General features: G+C 71.8%; 11 protein-coding genes. 5 read left to right on the plus strand and 6 right to left on the minus strand.

The genetic code is table 11. The features are described from left to right. Both K206_RS0132820 and K206_RS0132825 read right to left on the minus strand, forming a co-directional pair. The coding region (locus K206_RS0132820) for a rhodanese-like domain-containing protein (protein ID WP_020206539.1) at positions 1 to 1,108 on the minus strand (1,108 nt) is incomplete at its 3' end. Positions 1,109 to 1,264: 156 nt separating this feature from the next. Then, complete coding sequence (locus K206_RS0132825) at positions 1,265 to 1,852, minus strand: cysteine dioxygenase family protein (RefSeq protein WP_020206540.1); 588 nt, start codon at positions 1,850 to 1,852, stop codon at positions 1,265 to 1,267. 137 nt (positions 1,853 to 1,989) lie between these two features. On the opposite strand from K206_RS0132825, the gene K206_RS0132830 reads away from it, so the two are divergent. Then, the gene (locus K206_RS0132830; protein WP_020206541.1) at positions 1,990 to 2,853 is read left to right on the plus strand and encodes a LysR substrate-binding domain-containing protein; all 864 of its coding nucleotides are present in this window, start codon (positions 1,990 to 1,992) and stop codon (positions 2,851 to 2,853) included. Positions 2,854 to 2,866: 13 nt separating this feature from the next. Here K206_RS0132830 and K206_RS0132835 read toward each other — a convergent pair whose 3' ends face one another. Then, the gene (locus tag K206_RS0132835) at positions 2,867 to 4,423 is read right to left on the minus strand and encodes a methyl-accepting chemotaxis protein (protein ID WP_020206542.1); all 1,557 of its coding nucleotides are present in this window, start codon (positions 4,421 to 4,423) and stop codon (positions 2,867 to 2,869) included. A gap of 245 nt (positions 4,424 to 4,668) precedes the next feature. Here K206_RS0132835 and K206_RS44720 point away from each other — a divergent pair, with 245 nt between their 5' ends. Continuing rightward, positions 4,669 to 6,210 carry a methyl-accepting chemotaxis protein gene (locus K206_RS44720; RefSeq protein ID WP_020206543.1) on the plus strand — a complete coding sequence of 514 codons (1,542 nt, stop codon included), beginning with the start codon at positions 4,669 to 4,671 and terminating at the stop codon, positions 6,208 to 6,210. 192 nt (positions 6,211 to 6,402) lie between these two features. After that, a complete protein-coding gene (locus K206_RS0132845) occupies positions 6,403 to 9,450 on the plus strand; it encodes a transglycosylase domain-containing protein (protein WP_029044361.1) in 3,048 nt (1,015 codons plus the stop codon). A 15-nt stretch (positions 9,451 to 9,465) separates the two neighbouring features. Here the strand turns inward: K206_RS0132845 and K206_RS0132850 are convergent, their stop codons facing one another. Beyond that, complete coding sequence (locus K206_RS0132850) at positions 9,466 to 9,645, minus strand: hypothetical protein (protein ID WP_020206545.1); 180 nt, start codon at positions 9,643 to 9,645, stop codon at positions 9,466 to 9,468. 142 nt (positions 9,646 to 9,787) lie between these two features. After that, positions 9,788 to 10,921: a DUF1275 domain-containing transporter gene (locus K206_RS0132855; RefSeq protein ID WP_020206546.1), complete on the minus strand. Its 1,134-nt coding sequence runs from the start codon at positions 10,919 to 10,921 to the stop codon at positions 9,788 to 9,790. A 325-nt stretch (positions 10,922 to 11,246) separates the two neighbouring features. On the opposite strand from K206_RS0132855, the gene K206_RS0132860 reads away from it, so the two are divergent. Together K206_RS0132860 and K206_RS0132865 are read left to right on the plus strand one after the other, a co-directional pair. Next, positions 11,247 to 12,131 carry a GntR family transcriptional regulator gene (locus tag K206_RS0132860; protein WP_020206547.1) on the plus strand — a complete coding sequence of 295 codons (885 nt, stop codon included), beginning with the start codon at positions 11,247 to 11,249 and terminating at the stop codon, positions 12,129 to 12,131. Between the two features lie 306 nt (positions 12,132 to 12,437). Then, the gene (locus tag K206_RS0132865; RefSeq protein WP_020206549.1) at positions 12,438 to 13,736 is read left to right on the plus strand and encodes an aspartate aminotransferase family protein; all 1,299 of its coding nucleotides are present in this window, start codon (positions 12,438 to 12,440) and stop codon (positions 13,734 to 13,736) included. Positions 13,737 to 13,755: 19 nt separating this feature from the next. Here K206_RS0132865 and K206_RS40015 read toward each other — a convergent pair. Continuing rightward, positions 13,756 to 15,016, minus strand: a 1,261-nt coding sequence (locus K206_RS40015) for a bifunctional diguanylate cyclase/phosphodiesterase (protein WP_020206550.1), incomplete at its 5' end; no start/stop codon positions are given.

Here is a 15,016-nt window from a genome sequence, read left to right on the forward strand (position 1 = left end):
CGGCAAGCCCCGCCGCCAGCGCGGCGCCGAGCCCGCCTTCGAGCACCACCGCGTCGTGTCCCATCTGGCGCAGCCAGCTTGCCGCCACCGGGGCGCGCACGCCGTCGGCATCGATCAGCACCAGCCGCGCGCGGCGCACGCCGACGTACTGGTCGGTGGCCTGGACCAGCTGGCCGCCCGGCGTGTTCTGCGCGCCCGGCACCGAGCCGGCGGCGAATTCCTCGGGCGTGCGCACGTCGCACAGGTAGGTGGTGCGCGCGGGGTCGCGCAGCCAGCCATCGACCTCGCCGGCGCCGGCGTGCGGCACCGCGAAGCGCGTGGCCAGCGCGCGGGCCGCGGCGCGCGCCTCTGCCAGCCCCGCCGGCGCGGCATTGTCCGGATAGCGCCGCGTGCCGCCGTGCTCCAGCGCGAAGTCGTTCAGGTACCAGCCCTGCGTGCCGTTTTCCAGCGCGAACACCGGGTTGGGCACGCCGAGGTTGATCAGCGTCTGGGCGCCGATGATGCTGCGCGTGCGCCCGGCGCAGTTGATGACGACCGGCGTGGCGGGGTCGGGCACGAGGTCGCGCAGCCGGTAGGCCAGCTCGCCGTTGGGGCAGCAGACGGCGCCGGGGATGTTCATCTTGCGGAATTCGCTCGCGGGCCGCCCGTCCAGCACCACCGGCGGGCGCTCGCCGGCCAGCATCGCGGCCAGCTCCGGCGCCGACACGCGCGGCGTGCCGTAGTGATGTTCGGCCAGCTCGCCGAAGGTCTTGGAGGGCACGTTGACACCCGCGAACAGCGCATGTCCGGCGGCCTGCCAGGCCGGCACCCCGCCGTCGAGCACGAACACGGCCGCATAGCCCAGCCCGGCCAGCGCCCGCGCCGCGCGCGCCGCCACGCCGTCGCCGTCGTCGGCCAGCACGATGCGCGCGGCCGCGTTGGGCGCCAGGCGGCCGATCTCGAGCTCGAGCCGGCTGTATGGCAGCGGCACGGCGTGGAAGGGATGGCCTTCGCCATACTGGCCGTGCTCGCGGACGTCGAGCAGGGCGATTTCGCCGGGGCCGTGCAGCCAGGCCTTGAGCGTGGCGGGATCGACCAGGGCGGGATGGGCGGAAAGTGGCTGGGGCATGCGGTTGGTCCAGGCAAGAAGGGGGCCTGCCTCGTGGCCGCGCGAGCGCGGGAGGCAAGGGGAAATGCGTCGTAACGGGAAAAGCGGGGAAAGCGGGAAGCCCCAGGGCGGGCGCGGGCCGGCGCGACGGCTCGGCCCGGTGCCGCCCGGTGGCGGTCAGCGGCGCGTCTTGACGCCCACGTTCATGATCTGGCAGCGGCCGGTTTCGAGGTCGAAGGACAGGCGCTCGGTCAGGGTCTCCAACGAGCGGCCGTACATGTGCAGGTGGCGGATCACGCTGTCGCCGCGGATCTCTACCGAATGGATGTCGTCGGGCAGCAGCGCGATGCCGCTGCCCGGCCCGACCTCCACCGTGCGCGCGTGCGCCAGCGTGCCCACGCCCGGCTGGCTGCCGTCGTCGGTGCGCAGGTAGACGTCGTTGAACTCGGTGCCGACCACGCCGGCCACGCAGGCCCAGGTGGTGTGGTTGTGCGGCGGGATGCGCTTGCCGGGCCGCATCACGTTCAGGTACAGCGCGAAGGTCTGGTCGGCGTCTTCGGCGATCAGGTAGCGGGTCTGGCGCTCGCCGTCCTCGGGCGGCGCGAACTCGTCCTGCGCCCACAGTTGCGGCTGGGCCGCCAGTTGCTTGACCTGGCCCAGCACGGCGTCCAGCGAAGCGCGGGTGACGCCGCCGGCGGCGACGATGTCCTTGATGGAACGGATGGCGTCCCCAACGGCTTGCTGGCGTTGTTGTGCGATCGACATATCTCTAGAATCCTTGCTCAGTCTTATGGTTCTCGGGTTTGCGGGGCGCTCGGAGGCGTTGTCTGGCCTCACTTTAATGAACCTTGCCGGCCAAAACCACTTAATCACCGATAAAAACACTTAAGCAAGTCTGATGAATGCGTAATCTCGACCTGGACCTGCTGCGCACGCTGGTGGCCATTGCCGACCGCGGCACCTTCGGCGCCGCCGCCGAGCACCTGCACCGCACGCAGTCCGCCGTGACCCAGCAGATGCAGCGCCTCGAGGAGCAGGTGGCGCTGCCGCTGTTCGAGCGGCAGGGGCGCGGCAAGCAGCTCACGCGGCACGGCAACAAGCTGGTGGAATACGCGCGCCAGTTGCTGGGCCTGAACGACGAGGCGCTGCGCGTGCTGCGCGAAGGCGACCTGACCGGCTCGCTGCGCATCGGCGCGCCGCACGACGTGGCCGACACCATCCTGCCGCCGCTGCTGTCGCATATCGCGCGGGCGTCGCCGGCGCTGCGGCTGGAGATCCACGTGGGGCGCAGCCCGTTCCTGATGGAGTCGCTGCGGCGCGGCGAGATCGACCTGACGGTCTCCACGCGCGAGGACGCCAGCCTGGACGGGCTGGTGCTGCGCACCTCGCCCACGATCTGGGTGTGCGCGGCGGATTTCGCCTACGAGGCGGGCAGCCCGGTGCCGCTGATCCTGGCTGACGAGCCCAGCCTGTTCCGCCGGCTGGCGCTGGAAGCGCTCAAGGAAGCCGGCGTGCCGTGGCGCTCGGCCTACCTGGCGCCGAGCCTGATCGGCATCAAGGCGGCGATCCGCGCCGGGCTGGGCATCACCGCGCGCAGCATCGACCTGCTTGGCGCGGACATGCGCGTGCTGGGCGACAAGGACGGCCTGCCGCGCCTGCCGGACGTGACCTACTACCTGTGGGCGCGGCCCAACGCCGCCAACCCGGTGGCGCGCCAGGTGTTCTCGATGCTCAAGACCACCTTGCAGCGCGGGCTGGCGGCGTAGCCGGGCAGGGGGCTCACGCGGCCGGCGCCAGCCGGAACGCGCCCACCGCCTCGGCCAGCTGGCGCGCCTGCGTCTCCAGCGAACCGGCCGCCGCCGCGGCCTGCTCGACCAGCGCGGCGTTCTGCTGGGTGACTTCCTCCATCTGCGTCACCGCGCGGCTGACCTGCACGATGCCCGCGCTCTGCTCCAGCGAGGCGGCCGAGATGTCCTCCACGATGCGGGCCACGCGCTGCACGGCCTCGACCGCCTCGTTCATGGTGTGACCGGCCTGCGCCACCAGCGCGTTGCCGGCGGCGACCTTGTTGGCCGAGTCGTCGATCAGGTTCTTGATCTCGCGCGCGGCCTGCGCGCTGCGCTGCGCCAGCGCGCGCACCTCGCCCGCCACCACCGCGAAGCCGCGCCCGGTCTCGCCGGCGCGCGCCGCTTCCACGGCGGCGTTGAGCGCCAGGATGTTGGTCTGGAAGGCAATGCCGTCGATCACGCCGATGATGTCGGCGATACGCTGCGAACTGCTGCTGATGTCGCCCATCGTCTGCACCACGCCGCGCACGTCGTCGCCGCCGCGCGTGGCCAGCCGTGCCGCCTCGGCGGCCAGCGCGCTGGCCTGGCGCGCGCTTTCGGTGTTGTTGCCCACGGTGGAGGTCAACTGCTCCATGCTGGCCGCGGTCTGCTCGAGCGAGGCGGACTGCTGCTCGGTGCGGCCGGACAGGTCGGCGTTGCCCGCGGCGATCTCGCGCGCGCCGATGTTGACCGAGTCCGAGCTGGCGCGCACCTGGCTGACGGTGCGCGTGAGCGCCGCCTGCATGCGCGCCACGGCGCCCAGCACGCGGCCGACTTCGTTGCCGCTGGCGGTTTCGGCGCGCTGCGTGAGGTCGCCCTCGGCCACGCGGTCGAGATGCTCGGCGGCGGCGGCCAGCGGCGCCACCACGAAGGTGCGCAGGCCCAGGTGCACGGCCACGATCAGCGCCAGCGAGGCACTGATGCCCACCGCCACCAGCTTCACCACCAGGCGGTAGCGCGTGCCGCTGGTCTCGGTCTCGTGCAGCGAGAGCGCGCTGGCCTGCTGCTGGAACCGTTCCAGCGCGGTGGAGAAGTCCGCGCCCGAGCGCGTGATGTCCTGGTCGTTGATGGCCGCGTAGGCGGCCGGGTCGCCGGCGCGCAGCGCGGCTGCGGCGCGCTCGATGGCGCCGGCGTGCTGCTGGGCGGCCTGCGCGAGCTGGCGGCGCTGGCCGTCGGCCTCGCCGTCCTGCGCGGGCGCGGCGGCGAAGCGCTGCATCCGCTGCGCCGCGCTGCCCAGCGACTTGGCCGCCGCCGCCAGCGCGTCGGCATTGACGCCGCCGCCGCCTTCGCGCGCGGAGGCGTAGGCGCGCGAAAGCGCGGCGCGGGCGCGCGTCATGTCCTTGTAGGCGTCGTTGAGCAGCAGGGTGCTGGCCGAGAGTTGCTGTACGCGCACCGTGGCCTGGTTGGCGGCGCCGAGCGCGAACACGCCGACTACCGCGCCGAATACGATCATCAATGCAAACGTCACCAGAATGGCCAGCAGGGCAATGCGTACGCTCAGGTTTTTCATCTTCGCGGCAGTTATGAAATTGGGATGTCTACGCTAACGGACTGTCGGGCCCGGACTTGACGCGCGCGGCGCCGGATATTGAGCAAGATCAAATCCCGGCCCGCGGTGCCGGCGCGCATGTGACGCCGGAGTATGAAAGTTTCGTGACGCCATCAAGGGACTGTTGCGCTGCACCGATAAAACGGCTTTCCGTCCCGGCGCGCCGCGCGCCCGTCCTGCGAGCCCTTTCATCTGCGAGCCTCTTCATGTTTCCGAGCCTGACCATTCGTGCGCGGCTGATCGCCGCCATCTCGCTGTTGTTCGTGCTGGCGCTGGGGGTCGGCATCGCCGCGCTGCTCGGGCTGCGCGAGGCCAATCAGGCACATGACTCGACCTACTCCAACCAGCTCGCCTCGGCGCTGGCGCTGGGCGAGGCCGACCTCAGCATGACCCGCGCGCGCACCGCGCTGGACCGCGCCATGCTCTACCCGGACAACCCGGAATTCGATGGCTTGCTGCGCCGCACCGAAGAACTGGTGGCGCGCTCCGACGAAGCCTGGCAGCGTTTCCTGGCGCTGCCGCGCGACAGCGAGGAAGACCAGTTGGCCAAAGAGGTCGCCGCCAAGCGCGAGGCCGCCAGCCGCGAGGGCATCGCCGCCATCATCGCCGCGCTGCGGGCCAGGGACCGGCCGCTGGCGGACCAGATCATGGAGAAGAAGCTGTCGCGCCTGTTCCGTGACGCCAACGACACGGGCCTCAAGCTCGGCAAGTTCCAGATGCAGCTCGCCGCGGGCAACTTCGAGGCCTCGCAGGTGGCCTACCGGCGCTTCCGCAACGGCCTGATCGCCGCGCTGGCGCTGGCGCTGGTGGTGTCGGTCGGCTGCGCGGCGCAGTTGCTGCGCGCCATCGTGGGGCCGCTGGAGCTGGCGCTGGCGCAGTTCAACCGCATCGCGGCGGGCGACCTGAGCCAGGCCGTGCAGTCCGAGCGCAACGACGAGATGGGCCTGCTGCTCGACGGCCTGGGCCGCATGCAGGAGAGCCTGGCCGGCACCGTGGGGCGCGTGCGCCAGGGCTCGGACGCCATCGCCGCGGCCACCCGGCAGATCGCCGCCGGCAACGCCGACCTGTCCGGGCGCACCGAGGCGCAGGCCGCCTCGCTGCAGGAAACCGCCGCCAGCATGGAGCAGATGACCTCCACCGTGCGCCAGAACGCCGACAACGCGCGCCAGGCCAGCCAGTTCGCGGTCAGCGCCGTGGAGGTAGCGCAGCAGGGCGGCACCGTGGTGGGCGAGGTGATGTCCACGATGGGCGACATCAGCGCCGCCGCCAAGACCGTCGCCGAGATCATCGGCGTGGTCGACGGCATCGCCTTCCAGACCAATATCCTGGCGCTCAACGCGGCGGTGGAGGCGGCGCGCGCCGGCGAGCAGGGCCGCGGCTTCGCGGTGGTGGCCGGCGAGGTGCGCAGCCTGGCCCAGCGCAGCGCCAATGCCGCGCGCGAGATCAAGACGATGATCGAGACCTCGCTGGCGCACGTCGCCACCGGCAACGGCCTGGCCGACCGCGCCGCCGCCACCATGCAGGAGGTGGTGAGCGCGATCCGCCGCGTGACCGACATCATGAGCGAGATCGCCGCCGCCTCGGTCGAGCAGAGCAGCGGCATCGAGCAGGTCAACCGCGCGGTGAACGCGATGGACGAGGCCACGCAGCAGAACGCCGCGCTGGTGGAGGAAGCGGCCGCCGCGGCGGCCTCGCTGGAGGATCAGGCGCGCCAGTTGGACCAGGCCATCGCCGCGTTCCGCGTCTAGGCGCCCGGCGCGCGGCCGGCGGCCATGATGCTGCACGCGCACTTTGTGCGTCAGGCCGCATTAGTCTAGGGTATACGTTGTGACGGAGGCGCCCGATTGGTGCCATCGTTGCCAGCAGGCGGCCAGTGCTGGCCGACGCGCCGGGCATGCCCCGGTTTCCTTGCGGGACGGACCTGAAAGCGGACCTGAATCGTGCGACGACGTCTCTGGCCCAGGCTCGTGATGCTGGCCCTGCTGGTGGGGGGCGGCTATGTCCTGTACGCGGTCGTGGCCGAGGAGCTGTCCACCTCGCGCCTGCAGGCCCGCTACTTCTCGGCGCGCGTCAGGGACGCGGGCTACGCCGACGCGGCCGGGCCCAGCGACCGCATCCGCTTCCCCGACGACGGCCCCTACGACCTGCGCTTCGGCTACAGCCGCCTGCCGCAGTTCACCGAGCTGCTGGAGGCGCGCGGCTACAGGCGCGAGCGCCAGGCGCGCTGGTCCGCCCGCCTGCTGGAGATCACCGATTCCGGCCTGTTCGCGCCCTACCGCGAGAAGACCCGGGCCGGCCTGGCGCTGCTCGACTGCAACGACCAGCCCTTCGGCGCGGCGCCGGCGCCGGACCGCGCCTACGCCGGCTTCCGGGACATCCCGGCGGTGCTGGTGAATGCCTTGCTCTACATCGAGAACCGCGACCTGCTCGATCCCGAGTTCCCCACCCGCAACCCCGCGCTCGACGTGCGCCGCTTCACGCGCGCGGCGATGGACCAGGGCGTGCGCCTGTTCAACGACCGCCACGAGGCGCCCGGCGGCAGCACGCTGGCCACGCAGATCGAGAAGTACCGCCATTCGCGCGCCGGGCGCACCGGCTCGCCGCACGAGAAGCTCCGGCAGATGGCGAGCGCGTCCATGCGGGCCTATCTCGACGGGCCGGACACCATCGGCGCGCGCCAGCGCATTCTGCTCGACTACCTGAACACGGTGCCGCTGTCGGCGCGCGCCGGCGTGGGCGAGATCAACGGCCTGGGCGACGGGCTGTGGGCCTGGTACGGCCAGGACTTCGGCGAGGCCAACCGCCTGCTGGGCGCGGCCGGCATGGGGCCGGGGCCGGGCAGGGGCCCGCTGCCGGGCGAGCAGGGCGCCACCCAGGCGCGCGTGTTCAAGGAGGCGCTGTCGCTGATCATCGCGCAGCGCGGGCCGTCGCATTTCCTGCGGCGCGACACCGCCGCGCTGGCGGCGCTGACCGACAGCTACCTCCGCCTGCTGGCCGCCGCCGGCGCCATCCCGCCGTGGCTGCGCGACGCCGCGCTGGCCCAGCCGCTCAGGCTGCGCGGCGAGGACGCCGGCGCGCAGGACCGTCCGGAGATCTCCTTCGTCTCGCGCAAGGCCATCAGCGGCGTGCGCACCGACCTGCTGCGCTATCTCGGCCTGGGCAGCAGCTACGAGCTCGACCGCCTCGACCTGACCGCCCACAGCACCATCGACACCGGGCTGCAGCGCGTCGTCACCGATGCGCTGCTCAAGGCCGGCACGCGCGACGGCGCCCGCGCCACCGGGCTGTACGGCCGCAACCTGCTACGCGACGGCGACGACCCCGGCCGGCTGGCGATCAGCTTCACGCTGTACGAGCGCGCCGGCGGCGCCAACCTGCTGCGCGTGCAGGCCGACAACCTCGACCTGCCGTTCGACCTCAACCGCGGCGCGCGCCTCAACCTGGGCTCCACCGCCAAGCTGCGCACGCTGGTGACTTACCTGGAAATCCTCTCCGAGCTGCACGAGGCGTTCTCCGCCATGACGCCCGCGCAGCTCAAGGCGGTCACGCCGCCCAGGCTCGACGCGCTCAGCCTGTGGGCGCAGAACTACCTGCTGACGCAGCCCGACAAGAGCCTGCGCGCGATGCTGGAGGCGGCCATGCTGCGCAAGTACTCCGGCGGCGCGGGCGAGGCCTTCTTCACCGGCGGCGGCCTGCAGACCTTCTCCAACTTCGAGCGCTGGGAAAACCTGAAGATCATGCCGGTGCGCGAGGCCTTCGAGCATTCGGTCAACCTGGTGTTCGTGCGCCTGATGCGCGACATCGTGCGCTACGAAACCTACCGGCTGCACCCGGACGCCGACGAGTGGCTCAACAACCCGGCCGCGCCCCAGCGCCGCGCCTACCTGGTGCGCTTCGCCGACCAGGAGGGCAGCGACTACCTGCGCGCGTTCTACGGCAAGTACCGCGGCAAGACCTGGCCGGAGCGGTTCCGGCGCGCGCTGGAGAACCGGCGCTTCAGCCAGGTCGGGCTGGCGGTCACGCTGCGCAGCATCGAGCCGGACATGGACCTGGAACAGTTCGCCAGGATCATGCGCGCCACGCTGCCGAAGATCGCCAAGGCGCCGCTGACCGACGAAGCGCTGGCCAGGATGTACGGCAAGTACGGCCCGCGCAGTTTCAACCTGAACGACCGCGGCTACCTCGCGCGCGTGCATCCGCTGGAACTGTGGCTGCTGGACTACCTGCGCCAGCACCCCGACGCCAGCCTGGACGAGGTCCTGCGCGACAGCACCGCGCAGCGCCAGGAGGTCTACGCATGGCTGTTCAAGACCCGCAACCCGGGCGGGCAGACCCGGCGCATCCGCGGCCAGCTCGAGCGCCAGGCCTTCGGCGAGATCGCGCGGCGCTGGCAGCGGCTGGGCTATCCGTTCGGCGCGATCACGCCGTCCTACGCCTCGGCCATCGGCGCGGCGGGCGACCGCCCGGCGGCGCTGGCGGAGCTGGTCGGCATCATCCAGAACGGCGGCGTGCGCGAGCAGGCCACCGCGCTGCGCCGCCTGGACTTTGCCGAGGGCACGCCGTATGCCACGGTGTTCGGGCTGGACATGCACGGCAAGCGCCTGCTGAGCGAGGACCTGGCGCAGGTGGTGCGCGCCGCGCTGGTGGGGGTGGTGAACTCGGGCACGGCCGGGTCGCTGCGCCCGGCGCTGGCGGGCAGCGGCATCGTCGCCGGCGGCAAGACCGGCACCGGCGACCACCGCTACGAGGTCTATGGGCCGGGCGGCCGGCTGATTTCGTCGCGCGTGGTCAGCCGCTCGGCGACCTTCGTGTTCTTTCTCGGCGAGCGCTATTTCGGCAACGTCACCGCCTACGTGCAGGAGCCCTACGCGGCGCGCTACGCCTTCACCAGCGCCTTGTCGGTGCAGTTGCTCAAGTCGCTGGCGCCGGCGCTGCTGCCGCTGGCGCGCGACGGCGGCGCGCGCGTGCCGCTGGCCTGCCAGCACTGAACCGCCGGGCCGGGCTCAGTCCCAGCAGTGGCGCAGGGCGCTGTAGCGGTCTTCGGAGTCGCGCGCTTCGCGCTCGTATTCGGCGATGACCTGCAAGGTGGCGCGCTGGAGCAGGGACCCGGCGGTCAGCAGGGCCGCCAGATCGCGCAGGCCCTGCAGGCAGGTCACGGTGGGAATGTCGGCTTCTTGCTGCATGATGCGTTGCTGGCTCGGGACAGGCGGCTCGTGCCGCTCGATGATTCGAGTGTAGTGAGCCGCCGGGCGCCCGAATGCAAGGCAATGTGTCCGCGCCAACCTTTTGCCGGCCTTTTCGTGCCGGGGCCGGCGAGCCGTCACATCATGGCCGGCCGAAGTGGCGGGCAAGCAGCGCGCCGGTCAGCACGGTGACGCAGATCCACAACAGCACGATCACCACCGCGGCGATCCGGCTGCGCGGGCGTTGCGCGGCGGCCACGGCGGCCGCGCGGTATTCGCGCATCAGCTCGGGCGGCACCATCCGCACCGCCAGCAGCACGCCCAGCGGCACCAGCACCACGTCGTCGAGATAGCCCAGCACGGGGATGAAATCCGGGATCAGGTCGAGCGGCGACAGCGCGTAGCCCGCCACCAGCAGCGCCACCACCTTGGCATACCAGGGCGTGCGCGGGTCGCGCGCGGCCAGCCACAGCGCATGTACGTCGCGCAGCACTTCGCGCGCCCAGACGCGGCAGCGCACCACCGCGCGCCGCAGGTGGCCGCGCACGTCGTCGGCCACCGGCACCACCGCCAGCGCCAGCAGCAGCGCCGCCAGCGCCAGCGTGGCGCTGAAGCCCAGGTGCTTGAACCCCAGCGCGCCGATCACGCCGCCGCCGAAGAACAGCCCCACCAGCGTGGCCAGCATGCGCAGCCGGGAGCGGTTGGCCAGCACCACCGGCTTGCCGGCGACGGCGCCGGTGGCGTTCCAGTAGAACAGCTTGCCGAGCTCGATGCCGATGTCGGTCACCATGCCGGTGACGTGGGTGGTGCGGATCTCGGCATTGGAGATCTTGGTGATCATGGCGTTCTGCAGGCCCATGATGAAGCACAGCACGATCACGGTGGCGGTGCCGAGCGCCCAGCGGTGCATCTCCAGGTTGCCGCCCATCAGGCCGAAGCACAGCAGCAGCACGGCCTCCAGCAGCAGCGGCAGCGCGTATTCGCTGTGCAGGTCCTCGCGCCGCGCCCAGTTGATCAGCACGGCCGAGGTGGCGGCGCCGGCCAGGAAGGACAGCAGCGCGCCCAGCCCCTCCAGGAACAGCCCGGCCTCGCCGAGCGCGAGATGGTCGGCCATCGCGGAGACGATGCCGCTCATGTGCGAGGTGTATTGCTGGACCGCGAGATAACCGCCGGCGTTGGCGGCGCCGGCGACGAAACTGAGGTAGCAGGCGAGCTGCCGGTTGGCTTGCGGACTGCGCTGGCGCCCGGCGAGGCTGCGCAGGTAAGGGATGGGCATGGCGACGGATTCCGTGAGCGGCCGTGGGTGGAGCAAGGTGCAATGGATGGAATGGTAATCCACGCGGCGCCGTGCCCGCGGCCGGCGGCCCGCCCGGCACGCTTGCATGACGCGCGGCGAGGCCCGCGCGGGGTGCCGGACCGGTGCTTTCCGGGGCCGGCATGCGGCGAAATGGATATGTACTAAATTTGTTCAAAATACAACCAGGCTGCCGGCAATATTTGCGCGCGCCCGGCTTCGGGGCTACCATCGCGGCTCTCGTCCGGCCGCGCCGCTTGCGCGCCGGCACGGCTTGCGCCACCGGCGCCACCCGATCCCACTGCCCATGCCCGCTTCCAGCAAACCGGCCTCGCCGCTGCAGATCGACCTCGCGCGCCGCATCGCGCGGCAGGTGGCCGAGGGCGAGCTGGCGCCCGGCGCGCACCTCGCCGAGGAAACCCTGGCGAGCCATTTCGCGGTGTCGCGCACGCCGGTGCGGGCGGCGCTGCGGCTGCTGGCCGGGCACGGCCTGATCCGCTACCGCGCCAACAGCGGCTATTTCGTCGAGGCGCCGGCGCACGGCGCCGCGGTGCCGGACTTCGGCGAGTCCGGCATGGGCGGCGACGAGCTGTACCGCCAGCTGGTGGACGGCCGCGCCCGCAAGCAGTTGCCCGACACGCTGACCGAGAAGGAGCTGCTGCGCGCCTATCCGGTGTCGCGCAGCCTGCTGGCCAAGACCCTGACGCGCATGGCGGCGGACGGCCTGATCGAGAAGCGCGCCGGCCACGGCTGGCGCTTCCAGCCGTCGCTGGAAACGCCCGAGGCGCTGGCCGAGAGCTACCGCTTCCGCATGATCGTGGAATGCGGGGCCTTGCTGGAGCCGGCCTTCGAGGCCGACAAGGCGCAGGTCGCGCGCTGCCGCAAGGCCTACGAGCAGGTCATCGCGGACGGCGGCGCGAGCCTGTCGCCGGCCGGGTTCTTCGCGCTGAACACGTCGTTCCACGAGATGCTGGCGCGCTTTTCCGGCAACCGCTTCATCGTGCAGGCGGTGCAGCAGCAGACCCAGTTGCGCCGGCTGGAGGAGCATGCCGCGTTCTACCGCGAGATCGACCTCGTCGAAGCCTGCCGCGAGCACCTGCAGATCCTCGACGCGCTGGAACTGGGCGACCGCGAATGGGCGGCCGCGCTGATGCGCCGGCACCTGCTGAACGCGCGCGCCCACAGCAACTGAGCGGCCGCGCCGCCGCTTGTCACGCGGCTTGTCACGCCGCTCCCCGCGCCGCCTCCCTTCCTCCGAACGCATCGCAATGCGCGGCCGTGCCGGGCGCGGTGCGGCTATGCGCGCGCCTGTCCCGCGGGCATGGGCCGTATTCGCGCAATATTGTACTTTGTTTATATTTAGTACAAAATGGCCGGGACCGTGCCTTACCGCAACGCCACTTCGACGAGCCCCGCCATGACCGCCCACAGCGTATTGCCCGCTTCTGACTCCGCTTCCGCTTCCATTTCTGCCTCCGACGCCGATCCCGCCGCCGCGATGGCCGCGTACTGGATGCCGTTCACGTCCAACCGCCGCTTCAAGCAGCAGCCGCAACCGCAGATGTTCTCGGGCGCCGACGGCATGTACTACCTGCGCCCGGACGGCAGCCGCGTGCTCGACGGCATGGCCGGGCTGTGGTGCGTCAACGCCGGGCACCGCCGCCCGGAGATCGTCGAGGCCATCGCGCGCACGGCCCATGAGCTGGACTACGCGCCGTCGTTCCAGATGAGCCACCCGCTGGCCTTCGCGTTCGCCGAGGCGCTGGTGGCCGAGGCGCCGGCCGGCCTGTCCAACGTGTTCTTTTCCAATTCCGGGTCGGAGGCGGTGGATTCGGCGCTCAAGATCGCGCTGGCCTATCACCGCGCGCGCGGCGAGCCGCAGCGGGTGCGCCTGATCGGGCGCGAGCGCGCCTATCACGGCGTGGGTTTCGGCGGGCTGTCGGTGTCGGGCATCGCCGGCCACCGCAAGCCGTTCGGCAACCTGCTGCCGTGGGTGGACCACCTGCCGCACACCTACGACCGCGCGGCGATGGCGTTCTCGCGCGGGCAGCCGGCGTGGGGCGCGCACCTCGCGGACGAGCTGGAGCGCCTGGTCGCGCTGCACGACGCATCCACCATCGCCGCCGTGATCGTCGAGCCGGTGTCCGGCTCCACCGGCGTGCTGGTGCCGCCGGTGGGCTACCTGCAGCGCCTGCGCGAGATCTGCGACAGGCATGGCATCCTGCTGATCTTCGACGAGGTCATCACCGGCTTCGGCCGCGTGGGCGCGCCGTTCGCCGCGCAGGCCTTCGGCGTGGCGCCGGACCTGATGACCAGCGCCAAGGGCCTGACCAACGGCGCGGTGCCGATGGGCGCGACGCTGGTGGGCGGCCATGTGTACGAGGCCCTCATGCAGGGCGCGCCGGGCAGCATCGAGCTGCCGCACGGATACACCTATTCGGGTCATCCGCTGGCCTGCGCGGCCGGGCTGGCGGCGCTGGACATCTACCGCCGCGAGGGGCTGTTTACGCGCGCCAACGACCTGGCGCGGCAATGGGCCGACGCGGCGCACGGCCTGCGCGGCCTGCCGCACGTGGCGGACGTGCGCAATATCGGCCTGCTGGCGGCCATCGAACTGGAGCCGCTGCCGGGCCAGCCCGGCCAGCGCGGTTATGCGGCGCACCTGGCCTGCCTGGCGCGCGGCTGCCTGATCCGCGCGGCGGGCGACACGATGGTGCTGTCGCCGCCGCTGGTCATCGCGCCGGCGCAGATCGACACGCTGTTCGGCACGCTGGCGGAGGTGTTGCGCGCATCGTGACGCGGGCCGCCGCGCCGGTCTAGCGCAGCGAGTGGTTGGGCTGCGGGGCCGCGCGCTCGGCCGGGTGCTGCGACTTCATCCACTGCGCCGCAGCGTCGGCATCGAGCGGGCGCGAGAACAGGTAGCCCTGGCCCATGTGGCAGCCCTGCGAGAGCAGGAACTGGCGCTGCGCGTCGTTCTCCACGCCTTCGGCCACCACCGCGAGCTTCAGGCTGTCGCCGATGCGGATCACGGCGCTGGCCAGTTCGCGCGCGGCGGCGTCGCTCTCCAGGTCAATCACGAAACTCTTGTCGAGCTTGAGCTGATGCACCGGCAACTGGCGCAGGTAGCCCAGGCTCGAATAGCCGGTGCCGAAATCGTCCATCGACAGGCGCACGCCCTGCGCGTGGATCGCGGCGACGGTGGCGGCGATGCCGGCATCGTCCTCCATCAGCAGGCCCTCGGTCATCTCCAGCACCAGCGCATGGGCGGGCAGGCCGTGGCGCGAGAGCGTCTCGGCCACGTCGGTGGCCAGCGCCGGGTCGCGGAAGCTGCCCGGCGAGATGTTGACGGAGATGGTCGGCACCGGGATGCCCTCGTGGCGCCAGGCGGCCAGCTGTGCGCACGCGCGCTCGAGCACCCAGCGGTCCAGCGTGCCGATCAGGCCGGCGTCCTCGGCCAGCGGCACGAAGCGGTCGGGCGGCACCTTGCCGAAATGCGGGTGGTGCCAGCGCACCAGCACTTCCAGCCCGTACAGGCGCCCGTCGCGCAGGAACACCTGCGGCTGGAAGTTGAGGTGGAGTTCCTCGTTGAGCAGCGCGTCGCGCAGCGCCGACTCCAGCGCCAGGCGCTCCTGCGCGGCCCAGTTCATCTCGATGCTGAAGAGGCGGAACAGGTTGCGCCCGGCCGCCTTGGCGTCGTACATGGCCATCTCGGCGCAGTGCAGCAGGTAGTCCAGCGTGTCGCCGTCCGACGGGAACAGGCTGATGCCGATGCTGGCCGAGGGCGCGATGCTGGCGTGGTCGATGCGCAGCGGCTGGCGCATCGCCACCAGCAGGCGCTGGCCGGTGGCGATGGTGCGGGTGCGGTCGGCGCCGGGCAGCACCAGCGCGAACTCGTCGCCCGACAGGCGCGCCACCAGCGCGCTCTCGCCGGCGTGGGCGACCAGGCGCTTGGCCACCTCGCGCAGCATCTTGTCGCCGCCGCTGTGGCCGAGCGAGTCGTTGATGTACTTGAAGCGGTCCAGGTCGACGAACAGCACGCTCAGCGCGGCGCCGGCCTGGCGCGCCGCCAGCAGCAGC

The organism is Cupriavidus sp. WS, from assembly GCF_000395345.1.
Classification (GTDB): domain Bacteria; phylum Pseudomonadota; class Gammaproteobacteria; order Burkholderiales; family Burkholderiaceae; genus Cupriavidus; species Cupriavidus basilensis_B.